Here is a 20,461-nt window from a genome sequence, read left to right as displayed (position 1 = left end):
TTTAGCTGGTGCATTGCTCCAAACCCGCCATAATTAACCGCAATCCTTCAGTGAATTGTGTGGCATAGGCCTGCTGTTGTTGTTCTAGATCGCACTGGGTCTTAGGTGTGTGACAGCCTAAGTTTTGTGGTTCTTCCTGGTCAGCGGAAGGATTGGCCGAAGCTACTTCAGTGCCGTGGTGGAGAGCTGCTCTCTGTACAGCAGCTTGTTCAATAACCGTGGACCCCAAAATAAAGTGCAGTAACGTTGTGGCGCCGAGCGTGGAGTGCGGATGTTCGCCGAACGCTTGCCTGATGCAGTGCTCCACGTCGTTGCGCAGAACATTGTCCGTAAGCGCAGCACTAAGAAGTTCCGCCCCGTCGCGATACTCAAGCATGACCGCACGAACCTTGTGAGCAACGGCGGTAGGCGTTGACTCTGAATCTGAAAGGAAGAGAGGAGCGAGTAAACGCCGTGCGGTGGCGTCGATAAGCGCTTGCTTGTTTTTAAAATGCCAGTAGAGCGCGCCGGGTGCTACCCCGAGCTTTTTAGCTAATCGACGCATCGTCATATCCGCAAGCCCATAGGTATCCAGGATCTCAAGGCTTGCGGTGATGATGAGGTCTTTACTCAATTGCACATCACTAGAGTAGCGGTCCCGGAGGAATAATAGGTACCTGACGCGATATGACAATGGGTAACGAATTTATAATTTTGGTCGATTACCCTTAAAGGAAAGTTCTTGTTCGAGAGAGCCAAGAATTTCAAAAATAGTGATGATTTTGGGTAACGTCATCGGAGTTGAACTGAAGCAAGCGTAGTGCCTGCTTGTCATAGGATATGTGTGACCTGTGTGTTGTAGATGTTCCTATAAAGTTGGTTGCTAGTCTTGCTAAGGTCGTACTAAATTCTTAATGTTCTGAACCTGTGGCAGGCACTCCGTCTGCGATTGCCTTCAAAGAGCGCCGCTGAGTAATCAAGCGGTGGCGTTTATCGCTTTATAGGAGATCTAAAACTGTGCTTAACCGAATTCACGTCAACCGCGCTAAAAAGATTGCGATCGCCGTGGCGGCATCGAGCGCGCTCGTTTTGACGGCGTGCGGTGATGAGGATGACTCCAAGGAGAATAAGACCACCTCAGCTACGACTTCTAGCTCAGTTGCTACTACAGCTTCCGAGACTTCTGCGTCGCCTGCAGCACCTTCTACAGAAGAGCCTACGCCAGCAGCATCTCCTGCCCCTGCCCCACAGGGAAATAACGTACCTCCTGCAGCGATCAATGAGGCAATGCCTGAGCTAACCTACAATGACGTCCCACCGATTGACGGCGGCGCGCCTGCAACCGATGCGGATCGTCAGGCCATTGAGAACCTGGTACGCGGCATCAACGGTGCGAGGACTATCCGTGATTACATCGGCTACGTGCCGGCACACACCTGCCAGCGCGTGATCAACGAGCAGGGTGGCCCTGCTGCTTTTGACCTATCACAGTTCCCAGACGTTCCTCTTGATGATTTTGAGGAATACCGTAAGGCAAAGCCATCCATCGACAACGTTGATTCAGTTCAGGTGAACGGCAACATTGCTTCCGCAAGCGTGACGGCCACCGCAAACGGTGACACGAACACTGCCACCCAGCGCTTTGAACGTGAGAACGGCAAATGGAAGTTCTGCCGCTAGTAACTGGGGCAACTCCGCAGAATGCGCCTTTTGAGCACCTCTGAACACTCTAGTTGGTGCTGTTGGAAGGACATATTGGGCTACCGCTCGTTTGGGCGGTAGCCTTTTGCTATGCCTAAGCAAGATTCTGGATCTTTTATTCCTGCATCAGATGAGCACTCACATGGTGCAGGCGACGCTGTAACCAAGTCAGGGACTGATCTGGAAAGCAAGGATGCTCGAGGGTCTTTGCGTGAAAAACAAACAAAACGTCCATGGAAAGTTTCAGAGAAAACAGGAAATTTCTCAGCGGTAGTGGTGGCTATCGTATGCATTTATGCGGGACTCGGTGCGCTGTGGCCGGTCATACGACCTCGGTACGATGCGACCCTGGCCGAGGGCGGCGGGCTACAACTAATGTCAGGAGAAAACGTTGAGTTTATTTCCTTTGCGCAATTCGTAGGGATTACCACCTTGGTGGCCGTAGTATTAGCGATTTCTCTACTCAAACTCCTTCCGCATAGGCGAGGCGTGGCGCTGTTGTTATGGTTCGGCGTATGGATTTTTATCGGTGGGGGCGTGTTTTTATTTGTGGGAGATCTTGTTTCCGGTCTGATCTCCGCCGTAGGACGAGCAAAAGAGCTCCAGGTAGGAGACAATATCTCCTTTATTCCGCCATTATCTCCAGGTATCGCTGCGCGTCTAGCGCCGGTGTTCGTGGGAATGGCCGTGTATTGGTGCCGCATGTACATCAATGGCGATGATGCTGACGTCGAGGAAGAGAGCACCGAGGAAGAAGACACCAAAGAATCGGCGGAAATAAAAGTTACGTAGCTCGTTGCTTAAAGATGCTCTGGTCCGGGCGGGACGTCGTAAAGCCCGAAACCAGGGCTTTTTAGCGTTCGGACGCACACAAAAATCGCGGAGAAAGCCTGCTCTAGATGCGCTGCGAGTTGTGTATCGTTGAGGCCTCCGCCGACGTCGACAGTCGCCTCCACTCGGATACTTAATGAATCGTGGGCAGTGGTGGAGACAAACGCCTTAGAGTCGATGCTTTCTTCGTTCCATCTATTGCACAGCATGAATACGCGGCTGAATTCGCGTTCGGAACTGAGCCCCGAGTCCCAAAATCCCCAGCAAAGAATTGTGGGGCCGGACTCCAAGGAACAACCAAACTCGATATCGGCGTGCCATTCGCCTGTGGGCAAGAGCGCGCGTTCATTCCACGTGCTCGACACCTCGGACATGATCGGGGTGATTCTTTCCATTGTCACGGCAGAGGGGACATCAAAAAGTTCGGAGGTATCTGAGCTGACCTCAATATCTTCGAACGGCGATTGAGGGAGTGCGGTTGAGGATGCTAGCTCGGGGAATTTTTCCAAAAACCAGTTGACAGCTAATAGCGTGGCATCACAAGCAAGCTCTAAAAACTCTGCGAGTTGTAGATCCGTGGCTCCGATGGCCGCTGAATTGGCTGATCGAAATGCCAATTGCAGATGTGAATCAGGGGAATAGCTAATGCGCGCAATAGGGCTGACTCGCTCGCTGTTCCATAACGTAACGGCTGTGGCCACGTCGTTGAAATAGTGCAAGGGGAGTGCGCCGGAAGCCTTCGCATCCACGATAATGATGGGCTCGGAACCACCGCGTAAAGTCACAAAATCACTATGTTCAGGCCACGGAATTTCCAGAATGTCGCCATTGATAGCGGGGATCGAATGGAGGTTGTATCCCAACTCGTTGAGTACCCGAGAAACCCGAGGCATCGTGACAGGCTGGATGCGGTCCTTGTTAAAGTCTGGACGTTCGGGAGGCTGCGAGCCCTCTGAGGGGCGGTGATTTTTCACGCGAGGGCTCCTTTCCTTCTACTTATACTGCGCTAGCGTGATGCTGTGATCCCCACGGTGAAGGGCGCAGCATCAATAGATACTTGGAAAAGAGTAGCCCGCATGCTTGTCATAAGTAAAAGCTAGGAGAGGTTCGTGCCGGAGCTGTTGGTGCAAGGCTGACATAAAGCTGGCTTGGGAAGGGGTAGCTCCAGCTCCATTTTCGGGGAAGAGTCTATGCGAAGCTACCTACTCATGCTTGAATGACTCTAAGACGGTAATCGGAAGATAATTCCGTTTCCCGCATATAATGTGAAAACGTGTGTTGGTGATGTTTCCACGTGAAATCACGGTGGAAGCGTTGTCTTTTTCAACGCACATGGAAAGAAGACGTTCCCCCACGGAAGTGTGAGCAACAATGCTGAGCTTGATCGATCTACGCGGACATACCCCTACTACGAGTGAACTCCGTCGTACTCTCCCACGTGGAGGTACAGACGTTAACTCCGTTGCGCATATTGTTGAGCCGCTTCTTCATAAGATTCAAGAGCACGGTATTCAGGCAGCCCTTGATTTTGGTGAAAAATTTGATCATGTGCGGCCTAAGAGCGTGCGCGTCCCTCAGGACGTGATGGACGCTGCGTTAGAGTCTTTGTCTCCTGAGGTAAAACAGGCGCTTGATGAGGCTATCGACCGAGTGCGCAAAGTGCACGCGGACCAAAAACCACAGGAACATGCGACACACCTTGCGGCTGGAGCCACTGTCGCAGAAGTGTTCTTGCCGGTTGATCGCGTAGGTCTGTATGTTCCCGGCGGCAACGCTGTGTACCCCTCAAGCGTTGTTATGAACGTGGTACCAGCGCAGGAGGCCGGCGTTAAGTCTTTGGTGGTGGCATCGCCGCCGCAATCTCACTATGGCGGCTGGCCTCACCCGACAATTCTCGCGGCGGCAAAGCTGCTGGGAGTCGATGAAGTATGGGCAGTGGGAGGTGCACAGGCTGTAGGGCTTCTAGCCTATGGTGATGACTCCGAGGGGCTAGAACCTGTGGATATGATCACCGGCCCCGGAAATATCTTTGTTACCGCGGCAAAACGACTGGTCAACGGGGTAGTAGGTATCGACTCGGAAGCTGGGCCAACTGAAATCGCCATCGTGGCTGATGGAAGCGCTAACCCCGTATGGATTGCCTATGACCTTATTAGTCAGGCAGAGCATGATGTCTTAGCCGCCTCAGTGTTGATAACTGACTCGGAAGACCTCGCAGAACGCGTTAATGCTGAGGTGAAAGCGCGGTTTGAGATTACGCGCAACTCAGATCGGGTTGCCCAAGCTCTCCAGGGGGAGCAATCGGGAATCGTGCTTGTCGACGATCTCGCGACCGCCCTGACAGTCGCCGATGCTTATGCTGCGGAGCACTTGGAGATCCACACGGAAAATGCCCAGGAGGACGCCCGCAAGATACGCAACGCAGGCGCTATCTTTGTCGGAGGCTTCTCGCCGGTTCCGCTTGGCGATTATGCCGCAGGCTCTAACCATGTTCTTCCAACATCTGGGAGCGCGCGTTATAGCTCGGGGCTTTCCACCCATACCTTCCTACGCGCGGTGAACCTCATTGAATATGACGAGGCCGCACTAAAAGACATCTCGGATACGATCGTTGCCCTTGCCGACGCAGAGGAACTTCCTGCGCACGGGGAGGCTATTCGTTCCAGGTTTGAAGACCTCACCGCAGAATAAACCTGATGCCTAGCTTAAGGCTTTGATAACCGACGAAGCCCTTATTGCTCCAACACATGAGAGAAGCACCTGAATATATGTCAGAGATTAGTTTGGACGATCTTCCGCTCCGCCCTGAATTACGTGGTCAATCAGCATATGGGGCGCCGCAGTTGGAAGTAGAGGTACGGCTTAACACTAATGAGAATCCGTACCCTCCTTCTGATGCATTGATCGAGGAACTGGCGCATGTGGTGGCGGAACAAGCGAGGTCTCTTAATAGATACCCCGAACGTGATTCCGTGGAGCTCAGGACTGCGCTGGCTCAATACGTGACTGAGCGCACCGGCACAGAGGTTTCCTATAAAAACGTGTGGGCGGCGAATGGTTCTAACGAAGTATTGCAGCAACTTCTGCAGGCTTTCGGAGGTCCAGGACGCACAGCATTAGGCTTCCAGCCGAGCTATTCTATGCACCCCATCCTGGCAGAGGGAACCCATACTGCTTTTGTTTCTTGCCCGCGTGGGGCAGATTTCCGCATCGACGTAGATGCTGCTCTTGAAGCCATCGCAGAGCACTCACCCGAGATCATCTTTGTGACTACGCCCAATAATCCCACGGGTGACGTCACCTCGATCGAGGACATTCGTCGTATCTCGGATGCCGCCCCCGGCATTGTCATTGTGGACGAGGCATATGCAGAGTTCTCGGATGCTCCTAGCGCTACCACTTTGATTGCGGAATACCCGGACACCATTGTGGTTTCTCGGACGATGAGCAAGGCGTTTGATTTTGCGGGGGGAAGGCTCGGCTATTTTGTAGCTTCACCTGCATTCATAGAAGCCGTTATGCTGGTTCGCTTGCCTTATCATTTGTCGTCGCTCTCCCAGACTGCGGCTTTGGTGGCACTAAGGCACAGCAAAGACACTCTTGCAACGGTGGACATATTGGTGCGGGAACGGCAGCGCGTACAGGATGCTTTGATCGCATGTGGTTTTGATGTGGTGCCAAGCCACGCTAGCTTCCTATTTTTCGGGGCTTTTAAAGACCAACATGCTGCGTGGCAGGAATTCTTGGATGGCGATGTGCTTATCCGGGATGTGGGAGTACCTGGTTACTTACGCGTCACTGTAGGGCTTCCCTCGGAAAATGATGCTTTCATCCAAGCTGCGCGTCGAGTCGCCCATACCAATGGGATCATTCCTAAGGCATAGCAAACTACACAACGCTTGGATCATTGTATTCCCAGTACAATCGGCGTGAGACTAAAAATTAGCGGAGATATTTTAGTGCAGATAGGGAGACTTTCCCTGTGACTAAAACGGATAAGGATATTGAGATGGCGGCAGCCCCTAGAGTTGGAACGGTGACTCGCACCACGAGCGAATCAAACATCACAGTCACCATTAACCTTGACGGTACCGGACAGGTCAAGGTGAACACGGGGGTGCCTTTTCTGGACCATATGCTTACGGCATTCGGCGTACATGGCGCTTTTGATTTAACTGTTTCCGCCACAGGCGATACTCACATAGATGCGCACCACACGGTTGAAGACACTGCGATTGTCTTGGGGCAAGCCCTCCTTGCGGCTGTGGGTGATAAGCGCGGGATTCGCCGTTTTGGTTCTTTCCAATTGCCCATGGACGAGACTCTGTGTGAAGCAATAGTAGATTTTTCGGGACGCCCTTATTTTGTTATGAACGGGGAGCCTGATTATATGGCGCACTCCGTTATCGGAGGTCACTATCCTACGGTCATTAACCGACACTTCTTTGAATCCTTAGCGCTTAATGCCGCTATTACTCTGCATGTGAATTGTCGCTATGGTCGTGACCCGCACCATATAACGGAGGCTGAATTCAAGGCTGTGGCCAGGGCAATTCGCCATGCTACTGAGCCGGATTCCCGGGTGCAGGGCATCCCGTCTACTAAAGGGGCGTTATAGCAGTGGAGCACCCGGAGACGTATCTTGCCGCGGGCACAACGGGAGACTATGTGGTGTCCTACATATTGTTCCTGCTCGGCGGACTCTTGGTCGGTGGCGTGTGGTCGGCGTATAAAGCAGAAAACACTCTATTAGCCGTGGCTTTGGGTGCGTGTGCGTTGTGGTATCTATATGCGGCGGAATCGCATGGGCTGTGAGCTTATATTGATGTACTGAAACGTGCAGTTCCTACGGGCGGTGAGAACGGACTTAGCCAACGGGCTCGTTTCTCATCGCTCGTTTGTATGCACTAAAAACAGAGGCAACTAGGTTGTGATTCAACAGGTTGTACTTCAACACAAGAAGTAGTCCACAATGGAAAACACACGTGGCTACGTGATCCGTGCTGTATCTGATTTGTACTGAGCATGATTTTGTAAAACGGGAGGGATTGAGAATAGTCGGAGATAAGAATCAGACGTAAGTACTGGGGAACACGCAGTAGCAGCGGTGAAAGAACCACCGGCACTAGAGCGTGATGCCGATGCCGATCAATCGATCCTGAAAATCACTGGTTTCCTGCCCACGATCGTGGCTGTGGCCGCAGCTTTTGCGGCTTTTTCCCTCATACTCCCGGTGATCCCGCTGGCGGTTATTGCAGGTGGCGGATCGGATACGCTGGCAGGTGTCACCACTGCTGTGTTTATGGCAGTTACCGTGTTGACCCAATTATGCACAAACGCTGCATTATTGCGTTTCGGGTATCGCAAAGTAATGGTGCTTGCTGCGTTGCTTCTTGGAGTTCCCGCTCTGTGGTACGTCGTGGCGATGGACCCCGTCTCCGTACTTGTGATCGCCGGTGTACGTGGCGTGGGGTTCGGGCCTTTGTGTGTTGCTCAATATGCATTGGTGGGGCAACTAGTACCGGCAGGAAAACTCGGGAAAGCTTCCGGAGTACTTGGGCTGTTTGTTGGTGGCTCCCAGATGGTGTGCCTCCCGTTGGGCTTAGTGCTTATCGACGCCGGCGTTGGCTTCAACGCAGTATTCATTGCAGGCAGACTCGCCGCTCTTATCGCTGGTGCGATGGCCTTTGCGATTCCAAATGTAGATCCCGAGCAATCTGCTGCAGCCGAAGTATGGACTGAAGAAGACGATGCCCGAGAGTTGGCTAAAAACCGCCGCAACAAAGTGGTACGCGCGGCCCGTGCGCAGATAGTCAAGGTGGCCAAACACACGGTGCCTGCGCGGACTCGCAGGCAGATCCGCAAGCGGATTCACCGTAGGCCGCGAACCAAGGGGTTAATAGTCACTGTGGTGCTAGCGGTGGCATTGGCCAGTGTCTCTATGGGGCTATGTGCGGTGTCTAGCTTCCTTCCTGCGTCAGTCAGAGAAATGGATCCGGTCAGTGGCGCAACAATTGCGGGGGTCATGCTATCCGTGGTTGGCGGTGCACAGATGATTTTCCGCTATATATCGGGAACTCTCGCCGATAGGCTACAACGGCCCGGCACCACGATGATCCCAGGTTTGGTCTTGTCCTCAATAGGCCTGATCGGCATCGTAGTTGTACTGACGCAGGAGTGGTCTGCGCTATGGCTGATCTTTGCTGCCCTGTTGTTCGGCGCAGGATTCGGATTGGTGCAAAATGAAGCGCTTTTGGAGATGTTTCTCCGGGTGCCTCGCGGAAAATTAGCTCAAGCGTCGACCGTCTGGAATGCCTCGTTTGATACTGGCACGGGTATTGGTTCCATCATCTTGGGCATCGTGGCCACAACACACGGTTATAGTGCGGCGTTTGCAGGTGGTGCTGTCTTGGTGAGCATAGGTTTGGCCACTGAGATAGGGGACCGAATCCTCCGAAAAAGGGGTAAGCGTTGGGCGCTTGCACAAGCGACGGCTTAGCCCCCATTAGTATGGTGAACTATGAAGAAAGTGGCGCTGCTTGATTATGGTTCAGGGAATCTTCGCTCAGCTCAACGGGCTCTTGAGCGCGTGGGCGCGGAAGTAACCGTAACGAGTAATCCGGAGATAGTCCTCAACGCTGATGGACTTTTAGTGCCAGGCGTGGGTGCTTTTGCCGCCTGTATGAAAGGCCTGCGAGAGATCCAGGGAGATCGCATGATTGGGCAGCGCCTAGCTGGCGGGCACCCGGTCATGGGAATTTGCGTGGGAATGCAGATCATGTTTGAGCAAGGCATCGAGCACGGCATAGAAGCGCAAGGTTGTGGGGAGTGGCCGGGGACCGTCGAAAAGCTCCAAGCAAAGGTGTTGCCGCATATGGGTTGGAATACCGTGGAGATGGAAAGCACAAGCGAGCTTTTTGCCGGGCTAGACAGCGCCACGCGTTTTTATTTCGTGCACTCTTATGGCGTGAGAAACTGGGAGTTTGAGGGGGACGGTTTAACGCAGCCACCACTGGTCACGTGGGCGAGCCACGATGAAGATCGATTTGTGGCAGCAGTAGAAAATGGCCCACTTTGGGCCACGCAGTTCCACCCGGAGAAGTCTGGAGATGCTGGTGCTCATTTGTTAGAGAACTGGTTGGGGACTCTCTGACGTCTGTATCCCCTTAGGAAGCATAAGACGCCGGAGGAATCTGCTTTGCCGGGGGTAGGCATGCTTTTGAATCATCGTTGGTGAGAATTGCATTCCTGTGGCTAAACTTGGCGTTTATGACTTTCACACTTCTTCCCGCAGTCGACGTTGTCAACGGACAAGCTGTCCGCTTGGATCAAGGCGAAGCCGGAACAGAGAAGTCATATGGCTCGCCTGTTCAATCAGCTTTGAAATGGCAAGAACAAGGCGCACAATGGCTTCACTTTGTAGACCTTGACGCGGCATTCAACCGGGGAACAAACCATAACCTGATGTCAGAAATAGTGGGAACACTAGACATCAAGGTGGAACTGACTGGTGGGATTCGTGACGACGAGTCATTAAAACGAGCACTCAACACAGGTGCCGCCCGGGTAAATATCGGAACAGCGGCACTGGAAAAACCGGAATGGATTGAAAAAGTCCTTGGGGAATACGGCGATCGCATTGCAGTTGATATTGCAGTACGCAACATCGACGGAGAATGGCGGACACGCGGCAATGGCTGGGTCTCCGATGGCGGAGATCTGTGGGAAGTACTTGAGCGTCTCGACGCCCAAGGTTGCACGCGGTTCATAGTAACGGATGTTTCCAAAGACGGAACCCTCACCGGACCGAACGTTGAGCTATTACGCGACGTTTCCGCCGCCACAGAGGGAAATATTGTTGCTTCTGGCGGAATCTCTACTATCGACGATCTTCTGGAGCTTGCTCGATATGAAGATGAAGGAATCGATTCAGCGATTATCGGAAAAGCCCTCTATGAAGGACGTTTTACTCTCCGTGAGGCACTGGCTGCTTTATGAGCGATGTGCGCGAGCTGTACCACATTGCCGAGGCAATTCTCGATGATGCGGAGAGGATGTTTATCCAGGGCCTAGGCTCGGACCCCGCTTTGATTAAAGGAAAAGGGGACTTTGCCACGGAATATGACATCCTCATTGAGCAGTATCTACGGAAAACCTTGACCCAGATGACTGGAATCCAGGTTCATGGAGAGGAATGCGGCGGGGACCAGGGCACTCCCATGTGGGTTGTTGATCCTATTGACGGCACTGCTAATTACGCTGCCGGAAACCCCATGTGCTCGATCCTTATAAGCCTTGTCGTCGATTTCCAACCCGTGCTTGGCCTCACCAGCGTTCCCGCGACCGGGCAGCGCTTTGGCGCGTTTGAAGGCTCACCGTTGTATATCAATGGGCGGCCGCAACGCCCCCTAGAAGATGCACCACGAGTGGCTGCGCATTTGGGTTTTTCTTCCATTTCCTCGCCTGTGCAATCGAGTTTCCCTACGGAAGTGCGACAGGGTTTGTTAGGCGTACTAGCAGAAACGTATTTGCGCCCACGCATTACCGGTTCTGTAGGAATCGACTTAGCCTATTCCGCCGCAGGCATTTTTGATGCAGCTTTGTCCCTTAGCCCCAACATATGGGATAACGCCGCTGGTGTCATGCTGGTTCGCGCGGCTGGGGGAAAAGTAACGGATCTTAATGGTGAAGAGTGGACACCAGAATCGCAGGGCGTAGTCGCGGGCTCTGCACGTTCGCATGCGTTGTTGCTACACGCAATTGATAAGTTCCGTTAAAAAGATAGCCCAGTAGTCGCTTGGCTTAGATCGCACGCCAGATGGGGGATGCGGGCAGCCAGCTATGGGAAAAGTGTGAGAGAAGTGCGATAGTCTCCATGAAATACACACGTGGACTATGGTCGCAAAGGAGTCATTAATGCCGGTAGCAGTACGAGTTATCCCTTGCCTAGACGTTGATAATGGGCGCGTAGTCAAGGGCGTGAACTTTGCAGGGCTGAAAGACGCAGGAGATCCTGTCGAACTTGCGGCACGTTATGACGCAGAAGGTGCCGACGAACTAACCTTCTTGGATGTTTCCGCATCCAAGGACGGCCGTGGAACGATGCTTGACGTGGTCAAGCAAACCGCGGATCAAGTTTTTATTCCGCTCACCGTGGGCGGCGGAGTGCGAAGCGCTGAGGATGTGGACCAGCTCCTACGCGCAGGTGCAGACAAGGTCAGCATCAACACATCTGCCATTGCTCGCCCCGAACTGATCCGTGAGCTCTCTCAGCGATTTGGTGCTCAATGCATTGTGCTGAGCGTCGACGCGCGCCGTGTTCCAGAGGGAGGAACGCCGCAACCCTCTGGCTTTGAAGTAACAACACATGGCGGCAGCAAATCCGCTGGTATTGATGCCGTACAGTGGGCGCGTCGAGGGCAGGAGCTAGGCGCTGGGGAAATACTTTTAAACTCAATGGACGGCGATGGAACAAAGCAGGGCTTTGATATTGAGCTTTTAACTCTTGTGCGTGATGTGGTGAGCATTCCCGTGATTGCTTCGGGCGGCGCTGGCGCAGCCGAACATTTTCCACCCGCTGTTGCTGCAGGTGCAGACGCAGTGCTGGCGGCGTCCATCTTCCATTTTGGTGAAGTAACAATTCCTGAAGTAAAAGAGGCGATTGCTGAGGCTGGTTTCCAGGTTCGCTAATACCCCATCCCACCCAAATAGTTACACGATTCCTTATTTTGTGGTTGGACGACTTTTCATGACTACAACACAAAGATGAACAATGAGGACCCAACGATGAATACTGCAGACCCAAGTACCTTTGAACTTGAAGACTCCATACTTCAGCGTGTGAATTTCAATGATGCTGGGCTCATACCAGCAGTCGTTCAATCGACCACCGGTGAGGTATTAATGATGGCGTGGATGGATTCCCATGCATTGGCATGCACCCTTGCCACACGCCAGGGGACGTACTTTTCTCGATCCCGTCAAGAGTATTGGATTAAGGGGCTTACCTCGGGGCATACCCAGGAAGTGAAAGAACTTAGGCTTGACTGCGATGGAGACACTGTCCTCATGACAGTGGAACAACAAGGTGGTGCGTGCCACACTGGAGATCGAACCTGTTTTGATGCAGACAAGCTGTTATAGGTTTATGCGCGCTATCACTTGTTAAGACAGCATCCCACGTCAAAGAGAGGTTGAACCAACATGGCGATCAAACCCATGCAATCGAGCGCCCTTATTGGGCTTGGAGCATTAGCTGTCTGGGGCGCGTCACGCATGCCATGGCTGGGCGTGGAAGCGTACGACGATAAGTCGGGAAGCAAATCCCTCGACGTTAGTGGTGCGATGTGGAGCACCGAGACGACTGCAGTAGCTCTTGTGCTTCTCGCTGCCTGCATAGCAAGTTTTGCTTTACGACGCGCCGGGCGTCGGCTAGTCGGCATAGTTGCAGGATTAGCAGCGGCCGGGGGAGCATGGTCCCCGATTCATCTTGTGACAACAGACCCAGATCGGGAACGTGTTTTGAACCTGTTGACCTCGGGATCTGCATCAGGGCATCAAAAAGATGGCGCTGCGCTTACTGGGTGGGCAGAAATTACGAATCTTACAACGCATACTCCCGCCGCGGCCTTAGCAATCATTGGGTGCGCGCTTGCATTATTCGGGGGATTGGTGCTTGTGATGAACCCCGGGCAAGATTCTGTGAAGAAGAATCGGTATGAGCGCAAACAAGAACGCTCACAGAAGATACGTAAAGATCTGGAAGACGCCCCTGATTCGGGAAGAGTCCTGTGGGATGCTATTGACGCTGATATAGATCCCACAGTGGACAAAGGTCGCGGATAGGCTTATTCGGTTCTAGAGGAACTCTAGGGAAATATGCTTAATGGTTCATAGCCCCAAGAAAAAGGGCAATTTTCACAAGTGCAGGTTGTTCCAGTAGCCTAAAAACGATCATTCTAAAGATAATGGGACGGGTTATGGCATCAGTCTTCGAAGAGATTATTGCGGGCGTCATTGAAGACGTAGCTGCGCGAGAATCAGTGGTGTCGTTTAAAGAGATCAAAGCCCGTTCGCGTGCCTGTGAGCCGCCTCGGGATGCAATTGCCGCGCTTCTTAGTAGTGGTTGCGGCGTAATTGCGGAGATTAAACGCGCCGCTCCTGACCGAGGCGTTTTGGCAGAGATCAATTCTCCTGTTGGCCTAGCAAAAGAACTTGTCGCCGGTGGCGCTAGCTTGATCGCATGCCAAACGGAACGGCGGAGGTTCCACGGCTCGTTGTCTGAGATGGCTGAAATCCGTCATGCAGTATCGGTGCCAGTAATGTGCCGAGACTTCATCGTGGATCCCTATCAAATCCATGAGGCACGCTGCTATGGGGCAGATATGGTGCCGTTGCGTGTGGCCGCTTTAGACCAGGCCAGGATGATCGCGCTTATAGACAGGATCGAATCCCTTGGAATGGCCGCTCTGGTAGAGGTCCGGGACACCGAGGAAGCATCCCGCGCGGTAGCAGCGGGTGCGAAAGTCATAGGAGTCAATGCTCGAGACTTCTCGACGATGACGCTTAACCGGCTGGCCTTTGCAGAAATTGCCCCGGGGCTTCCCACCGATGTTATTAGGGTCGCTTTGTCTGGTGTGCGTAACGCTCGCGAACTCTTGGATTATGCAGCGTCTGGAGCGGACGCTGTGGTGGTGGGAGAAAAGATCGTTACTGCCGCCGATCCGTGCGAGGCGACGCGTTCGTTGGTGGCGGCGGGGCAGCATCCCTCGTGCCCATCCCGAGGATAAAAAGGGTCGAAACGGCTAAAAATTAGCCTTACACAGTTGGGTTATAGAGCGGAATACGGCAAACTAAGGAAGTTCCGTTACTAATGACGACTGGAGTTTATTCAAGGTGACTGTGAGTAATATGGCGTATCTGCCATCCCCTCCTCAGGGCGTATGGATGTTAGCCGGGATCCCCATTCGTGCATATGCACTATGCATCATTACGGGGTTTATCATCGCTGTGTGGATAGGCTCCAAGAGATACGTTAAGCGTGGTGGGAATCCAGACGTGGTGATCGATGCCGCTATCGTGGCGATGATCTCCGGCGTGATAGGCGGACGCCTCTACCACGTGATAACAGATCATCAGAAGTATTTTTGCGATGATTGCAACCCGCTGGATGCCCTCAAGATTACTAATGGTGGCCTTGGTATTTGGGGTGCTGTCTTCCTAGGGACAGTGTGCGTCTATTTTTATTTAAGGGCAAAGAATGTTCCTTTTGCTCCTTTCGCCGATGCGATGGCGCCTGGCATTGTGTTAGCGCAGGGAATAGGCCGCCTAGGCAACTGGTTTAACCAAGAGCTATATGGGGCAGAAACGTCTGTGCCATGGGCGCTAGAAATTTATTACCGCGTGGATGCTGAAGGAAAATTTGCTCCGCTCACCGGACATTCGACTGGCGAGGTTATCGCTACTGTCCATCCGACATTCCTTTATGAGCTGCTATGGAATGTTTCGGTCTTCTTGTTCTTACTCTGGGCAGATAAGAAATTTACGCTGGGCCATGGACGGGTGTTCGCCTTGTACGTTGCGGGGTACACCTTAGGGCGATTCTTTATTGAAACTATGCGAGTAGATGAAGCAACTCATCTTTTTGGGTTACGCATCAACGTTATTGTTTCCGCTGTGGTCTTTATCATCTCAGTTGTTGTTTTTTATGTGTTGTCGCAGAAAGCTGCAAAAAGCAGGGGAAGAGACTGCGAAGGCAGGGCCTGATCCGCAGGATACTAGCGAGGCACGCAGCTCTTAATCTACGGATTTTCTAGGGAGTGGTCGGATATTCCGGCTGCTCCCTTCTGAATATCGTGGGTTATTTGTCTTTGTGATGGAAATCGCGAAAACTTTTCAGATTGACCCAAATTGCCCGAATAGGCCCGATAATGTCTGTTTTCTATGGTTTTGATGGCGGTGGGGAGTCAGCGAGATGAAAAAATGTGGGTACGGGGACAGAAGTCGCTAGCAGGATGCACTATTCGGGATTAGGGTTTAAATCATGGAACGTCGCACAAAGATTGTTTGTACTCTTGGCCCGGCAGTGGCCAGTGAAGATGGAATCCTGCGCTTAGTCCAGGATGGCATGAACGTCGCCCGAATGAACATGTCACATGGTGACCACTCGGACCACGAGAAAAACTACAAGTGGGTGCGTGAAGCAACCGATAAAACCGGCAAAGCAGTGGGCATCCTCGCGGACCTGCAGGGGCCAAAGATTCGCCTTGGTCGTTTTGTAGAGGGTGCCACCGTTTGGGCAAACGGAGAAATTGTTCGCATTACGGTTGATGACGTTGAAGGAACACACGACCGTGTTTCTACGACGTATAAGAACCTAGCTAAAGATGCTAAGCCGGGCGATCGTTTGCTTGTCGACGACGGCAAGGTAGCACTGCGCTGCGTCGACGTCGAAGGCAACGATGTTATCTGCGAGGTTATTGAAGGCGGGCCTGTCTCTAATAACAAGGGAGTCTCTCTTCCCGGAATGGATATTTCCGTTCCCGCGCTATCGGAGAAAGACATCGAGGACCTACGCTTTGCAATAAACCTTGGCGTTGACATCATCGCTTTGTCCTTTGTTCGTTCGCCAGCGGACGTTGAGCTCGTCCATGCAATTATGGATGAAGAAGGGCGTCGATGCCCTGTTATCGCCAAGTTGGAAAAGCCTGAGGCAATGGATGCTTTGGAGTCGATCGTTTTGGCTTTCGACGGCATTATGATTGCACGTGGTGACCTGGGCGTGGAGTGCCCGCTTGAGCAAGTTCCGCTCTTCCAGAAGCGCGCAATCCAGATCGCTCGGGAAAACGCAAAGCCGGTCATCGTGGCTACGCAGATGCTTGATTCCATGATCGAAAATATGCGCCCGACTCGCGCTGAGGCTTCAGACGTGGCCAATGCCGTTCTTGACGGCGCAGACGCCGTGATGCTTTCTGGTGAAACCTCTGTGGGTATTGACCCCCATAACGTCGTTCGCACTATGTCTCGCATCGTCTCCTATGCTGAGACCGATGGAAAGGTGCCTGACCTGGCACACATTCCGCGCACTAAGCGTGGCGTGATTTCTTATTCGGCACGAGACATTGCCGAGCGCCTTAACGCTAAGGCACTGGTTGCTTTTACCTCCTCGGGAGACACCGCTAAGCGTGTTGCTCGTTTGCACTCGCATCTTCCGCTATTGGTCTTTACACCAAACCAGGCGGTTCGTTCGCAGTTGGCTCTGACCTGGGGCGTGGAGACTTTCTTGACACCTGAGGTTAAAGACACCGACGACATGATGAAGCAGATCGATGATCAGCTCTTGGGCATGGACGCCTATCATCGTGATGATATGATTGTGCTTGTTGCTGGTACTCCTCCGGGAATCCCTGGCAACACCAACATGATTCATGTGCATTTGTTGGGTGAAGAAACACACGTATAAGCACTAAAACGTGATAAAAGGAAGCGGTCCATGAATGGACCGCTTCCTTTTATTTCAATAGCGGGGTTAACTAGGAGAGCTCAGCCGCGCCGAAGGAGACATTGAAAGCTTCGCACCACAGGGTTACGGACTTCCAATCGGAGAAGTTGATGTTGTCAGGCAGGGTGTACACCTGGTTGCCCTGGTTGCCCTTGATGGGGGCAACGTCAAAGTGCTCGTGGTCCTTGGCTACAAACCAGCCGGCCTGGCCTTCAACAACGGGGCCCTTGCTTAGCCATACGTGAACGTCGGGGCCGTTGGAGGTGGAGAGGTTGCTAAGAACAAGCTTCTTTTTGCCGTCGGCGTCTACGATCAGATCAACCTTGCCGCTTGTCTGGTGCTCGTGAGAAATGAAAGTACCTTGGCGATGCTGGGCGGCGTTTTCTGCCATCATCTTGTCGGTACGCTCCATGGCATCACCGGTTGACGGGGTGCTTTGTGTGGAGGTCTGGGAGGAGAGTGCAGCAGGAAGCTGGTCTTCGACATTCTTGTCAATGAAAAGCAACCACGGTTTGAAGACAAAAAGTGCTACCGCGAGGACTACAACGAGTACTGCGGCGATGATAGAAATCTTTTTCCGGCTCATCTGGAATCGTTTTGCGGTCATGAATCAATCTTTCTCTGCGAGGTCGTGGCTGTCGCTCTTACATGGTTGACAGCGGGTCTACATTTGCTATTACGGAACGTTAAGCCTTCATGGATTGAAACGTGATACAAAGCACAAAGTTTTCCGCTCGCGGACGTCAGTTTCTGAGAAAGATAGCGCGTTTATCTGATAGAAAACTGAATAAGTTACGAGACCTAAAAAGGTATCGCGACTTATCGGAAAAATCAACTAATGGCTACGCGATGGCGGTTGGCTCGATAGCCCACACTTCTTGTGCGTAATCGGAAATGGTGCGATCGGAGGAGAAACGCCCTGATTCGCAGATATTTATCCAACATTTGCGGGCCCACGCCAACTGATCGTTGACATAGTCCGCTGCCATAGCGTCGCGAGTCTCGCGGTACGCAGAGAAATCGCCTAGAACGTAGTAGACGTCGGGAGTCTCCCAGCCGTTTCCGTCGAGAAGCGATCCTCTGAGATCGTGGAACCAGCCGGAATTATCGTCGTCGAGGGTGCCGTCGATAAGGGCGTCGAGTGCTCGTTTTAGCCCCGGGACCATCTCATAGGTGCCCATGGGGTTGTACCGTGCTTTAAGCTCGGGGAGTTCCTCGTTCTTGGCGCCAAAGATGTAGGCGTTGTCGTTGCCTACGGAGTCAAGAATCTCAACATTGGCACCGTCAAGGGTTCCTAGGGTGAGCGCACCATTCATCATGAACTTCATGTTTGATGTGCCCGAAGCCTCTTTACCTGCCGTGGAGATCTGCTCAGAGACATCGGAAGCCGGGATGATGTGCTCGGCGGGGGAGACATTGTAATTCTCCACAAACACGACCTTGATGAGTTTGGAGACCTCTGGGTCGTTGTTTACTAGGTCCGCAATAGCATTGATGAGCTTGATAATGGCTTTAGCTCGGATGTAGCCCGGAGCAGCCTTTGCACCGAAGATGAAGGTGCGTGGAGGAATCTGGGTTTCACCGTCTTCTTTGATGCGGAAGTAAAGGTCGATGATGTAGATAGCGTTGAGGAGCTGACGCTTGTACTCGTGGAGTCGCTTGATCTGGGTGTCAAAGATCGACTCGGGATCAATCTCAAGGCCTTGGCGATCCTTGAGCCAGACAGCGAAATCACGCTTGTTAGTGGCCTTGATCTCCAAGAGCTCCTTCATGATCTCTTCATCATCGACATAAGAGCGGAGCTTTTTCAGCTCAGAAAGATCGGTGACCCATGCGTCTGAACCCGACAGGCGTGTTAGGAGCTCAGAAAGACGCGGGTTGCACATCTTCAACCAGCGACGTGGAGTGACGCCGTTGGTTTTGTTGTTGAATTTTTCTGGCCACAGAGCATGCCATTCTTTGAGTGTGTCCGCCTTGATGATCTCGGTATGCAGGGCAGCGACACCATTGATGGAGAATGCCGCGTAGCAGGTGATCCACGCCATGTGGACATTGCCATCATGGACGGGGGAAAGGTAATTGATCTGTTCCTGATTAAGGCCGCGTTGTTCCATATCCTCGCGGAAGCGACGGTCGATTTCTGCGGTGATTTCCCAGATGCGATAGAACAGCTGCTGGAAAATGGAAACGTTCCACTGCTCGAGAGCCTCCGCGAGAACCGTATGGTTGGTGTACGCAAAGGTACCTTGGACTACCTTCCAAGCGTCGTCCCATGAAAGGCCGTGTTCGTCGAGAAGCAAGCGCATCAGTTCGGGAATAGCCAGCACGGGGTGCGTATCGTTGAGCTGGATGCTGTTGTACTTATGGAATCCGCGGACGTCATCGCCATGGTGTTTGACGTAGTTATCGAGCATTTGCTGCAAGGACGCAGACACAAAGAAGTATTGCTGACGCACACGCAGGACTTTTCCGGCATATGTTGTGTCATTGGGGTAAAGCACTCGGCAGATATCCATGACGCGCTCCCGCTCGACGATGGCGTCGGTAAAGCGCTGGGAATTGAAGGCATCATAGTCGAACTCTTCGAGCGGCTCGGACTTCCACAGACGTAGGGTTCCCACGTTATCTGTGCCATACCCTGTGATGGGCATGTCATAAGGGGTGGCGCGCACAACCATGTCGTCGAAGGTGACGATGCGTTGCTGATCATCGCGACGAATCGTAAATGGATAGCCGTCTTCTCGCCATGCGTCAGGATGCTCAGTTTGGAATCCGTTGTCAAAGGTCTGACGGAAAAGCCCATAGCGATAGAGCAAACCATATCCAGTAACCGGCAGGTTCTGTGTGGCACAGGAATCGAGGAAGCACGCAGCGAGACGCCCGAGGCCACCGTTGCCCAGAGCTGCATCGTTTTCAGCTTCTAGCACGTCGGAGAGCTCGTGCCCTTGCAACCGCACAGCTTCCTTTGCGTCTTCCTCAAGACCCAGGTTGGTGAGGTTATTAAGCAAGGCGCGTCCCATGAGGAACTCCGCGGAAAAGTAATGCTGCTGGCGGGTCGCAGAATACGTTTCCATGGTTTTTGCCCAGTTATCAGCAAGTTGTTCCATGACGGAGTTGGATAGGCCGAACCAGAATTTTCTGTCGGTTGCTGCCTGCGGAGAGGATCCGGAAGCGCTACGGACGTACCCACCGATGTTGTCAGCAAAAGCTGAAATGTCTTCAGTGTGCTCGTGTGAACGGTGTTTGTTCATTAAAGAACTCCTGACCTTTGAAAAAGATTGCTGCACATTTTCTTTGCGCAATTCACCCTCCATATCCTATATGCGGATGGACATCGCCACATGCAATACCAAGGCAGACACATTGCCCGTGGCATAACATATATGGAGATAACGAGGGAAATAGCTATACGACGCCCCTGCGCAGCCTCATAATCACACTGCGTTATGC

At 52.7% G+C, this 20,461-nt stretch carries 19 protein-coding genes and 1 pseudogene; 16 read left to right on the top strand and 4 right to left on the bottom strand.

Annotated features, from left to right (window positions below):
• Position 1: 1 nt before the first annotated feature.
• Positions 2–619: a TetR family transcriptional regulator gene (locus CBE74_RS20435; protein ID WP_087454243.1), complete on the bottom strand. Its 618-nt coding sequence runs from the start codon at positions 617–619 to the stop codon at positions 2–4.
• A 377-nt stretch (positions 620–996) separates the two neighbouring features.
• Between CBE74_RS20435 and CBE74_RS20430 the strand changes: the two genes are divergently transcribed.
• Both CBE74_RS20430 and CBE74_RS20425 read left to right on the top strand, forming a co-directional pair.
• A complete protein-coding gene (locus CBE74_RS20430; RefSeq protein WP_087454242.1) occupies positions 997–1,659 on the top strand; it encodes an Rv0361 family membrane protein in 663 nt (220 codons plus the stop codon).
• 111 nt (positions 1,660–1,770) lie between these two features.
• A complete protein-coding gene (locus CBE74_RS20425; RefSeq protein WP_087454241.1) occupies positions 1,771–2,472 on the top strand; it encodes a hypothetical protein in 702 nt (233 codons plus the stop codon).
• A gap of 8 nt (positions 2,473–2,480) precedes the next feature.
• Here the strand turns inward: CBE74_RS20425 and CBE74_RS20420 are convergent, their stop codons facing one another.
• On the bottom strand, positions 2,481–3,485 hold the full coding sequence (locus tag CBE74_RS20420) for a YbjN domain-containing protein (protein WP_087454240.1): 1,005 nt from the start codon (positions 3,483–3,485) through the stop codon (positions 2,481–2,483).
• Positions 3,486–3,882: 397 nt separating this feature from the next.
• On the opposite strand from CBE74_RS20420, the gene hisD reads away from it, so the two are divergent.
• The 14 genes and pseudogenes from hisD to pyk all read left to right on the top strand — a co-directional run bounded on the left by hisD (position 3,883) and on the right by pyk (position 16,972).
• Positions 3,883–5,202 carry a histidinol dehydrogenase gene (gene hisD / locus CBE74_RS20415; RefSeq protein ID WP_087454239.1) on the top strand — a complete coding sequence of 440 codons (1,320 nt, stop codon included), beginning with the start codon at positions 3,883–3,885 and terminating at the stop codon, positions 5,200–5,202.
• A gap of 77 nt (positions 5,203–5,279) precedes the next feature.
• A complete protein-coding gene (locus CBE74_RS20410; protein WP_087454238.1) occupies positions 5,280–6,395 on the top strand; it encodes a histidinol-phosphate transaminase in 1,116 nt (371 codons plus the stop codon).
• A gap of 125 nt (positions 6,396–6,520) precedes the next feature.
• A complete protein-coding gene (gene hisB / locus CBE74_RS20405; protein WP_087454237.1) occupies positions 6,521–7,129 on the top strand; it encodes an imidazoleglycerol-phosphate dehydratase HisB in 609 nt (202 codons plus the stop codon).
• Positions 7,130–7,131: 2 nt separating this feature from the next.
• A pseudogene (locus CBE74_RS20400) lies at positions 7,132–7,337 on the top strand (hypothetical protein).
• A gap of 368 nt (positions 7,338–7,705) precedes the next feature.
• Positions 7,706–9,010 carry an MFS transporter gene (locus CBE74_RS20395; RefSeq protein ID WP_087454915.1) on the top strand — a complete coding sequence of 435 codons (1,305 nt, stop codon included), beginning with the start codon at positions 7,706–7,708 and terminating at the stop codon, positions 9,008–9,010.
• Between the two features lie 21 nt (positions 9,011–9,031).
• Positions 9,032–9,664, top strand: coding sequence for an imidazole glycerol phosphate synthase subunit HisH (gene hisH / locus CBE74_RS20390; RefSeq protein ID WP_087454236.1), 633 nt, complete (start codon positions 9,032–9,034; stop codon positions 9,662–9,664).
• 116 nt (positions 9,665–9,780) lie between these two features.
• Complete coding sequence (gene priA / locus CBE74_RS20385) at positions 9,781–10,509, top strand: bifunctional 1-(5-phosphoribosyl)-5-((5-phosphoribosylamino)methylideneamino)imidazole-4-carboxamide isomerase/phosphoribosylanthranilate isomerase PriA (RefSeq protein ID WP_087454235.1); 729 nt, start codon at positions 9,781–9,783, stop codon at positions 10,507–10,509.
• On the top strand, positions 10,506–11,288 hold the full coding sequence (locus CBE74_RS20380; protein WP_087454234.1) for an inositol monophosphatase family protein: 783 nt from the start codon (positions 10,506–10,508) through the stop codon (positions 11,286–11,288). Before priA ends, CBE74_RS20380 begins: the two co-directional genes overlap by 4 nt.
• A 139-nt stretch (positions 11,289–11,427) precedes the next feature.
• On the top strand, positions 11,428–12,201 hold the full coding sequence (gene hisF, locus CBE74_RS20375; protein ID WP_087454233.1) for an imidazole glycerol phosphate synthase subunit HisF: 774 nt from the start codon (positions 11,428–11,430) through the stop codon (positions 12,199–12,201).
• Between the two features lie 96 nt (positions 12,202–12,297).
• Entirely contained in the window at positions 12,298–12,654 is a 357-nt protein-coding gene (hisI, locus tag CBE74_RS20370) for a phosphoribosyl-AMP cyclohydrolase (RefSeq protein WP_087454232.1), read from the top strand.
• Positions 12,655–12,714: 60 nt separating this feature from the next.
• Positions 12,715–13,356, top strand: a complete 642-nt coding sequence (locus tag CBE74_RS20365) for a TIGR02234 family membrane protein (RefSeq protein ID WP_087454231.1) — start codon at positions 12,715–12,717, stop codon at positions 13,354–13,356.
• Positions 13,357–13,490: 134 nt separating this feature from the next.
• Positions 13,491–14,300: an indole-3-glycerol phosphate synthase TrpC gene (trpC, locus tag CBE74_RS20360; protein WP_087454230.1), complete on the top strand. Its 810-nt coding sequence runs from the start codon at positions 13,491–13,493 to the stop codon at positions 14,298–14,300.
• 112 nt (positions 14,301–14,412) lie between these two features.
• The gene (gene lgt / locus CBE74_RS20355) at positions 14,413–15,276 is read left to right on the top strand and encodes a prolipoprotein diacylglyceryl transferase (RefSeq protein ID WP_225870099.1); all 864 of its coding nucleotides are present in this window, start codon (positions 14,413–14,415) and stop codon (positions 15,274–15,276) included.
• 277 nt (positions 15,277–15,553) lie between these two features.
• Positions 15,554–16,972 (top strand): pyruvate kinase, encoded by a 1,419-nt coding sequence (pyk, locus tag CBE74_RS20350; RefSeq protein ID WP_087454228.1) that lies wholly within the window; start codon positions 15,554–15,556, stop codon positions 16,970–16,972.
• 70 nt (positions 16,973–17,042) lie between these two features.
• Here pyk and CBE74_RS20345 read toward each other — a convergent pair whose 3' ends face one another.
• Both CBE74_RS20345 and CBE74_RS20340 read right to left on the bottom strand, forming a co-directional pair.
• Positions 17,043–17,618 (bottom strand): DM13 domain-containing protein, encoded by a 576-nt coding sequence (locus tag CBE74_RS20345; protein WP_087454227.1) that lies wholly within the window; start codon positions 17,616–17,618, stop codon positions 17,043–17,045.
• 235 nt (positions 17,619–17,853) lie between these two features.
• On the bottom strand, positions 17,854–20,262 hold the full coding sequence (locus tag CBE74_RS20340) for a glycogen/starch/alpha-glucan phosphorylase (RefSeq protein ID WP_087454226.1): 2,409 nt from the start codon (positions 20,260–20,262) through the stop codon (positions 17,854–17,856).
• Between the last annotated feature and the right edge of the window lie 199 nt (positions 20,263–20,461).

The organism is Corynebacterium silvaticum (genome assembly GCF_002162115.2).
Classification (GTDB): Bacteria; Actinomycetota; Actinomycetes; order Mycobacteriales; family Mycobacteriaceae; genus Corynebacterium; species Corynebacterium silvaticum.
Note: the sequence above shows the minus strand (reverse complement) of the source record. Positions and strands in the feature narration are given on the sequence as shown.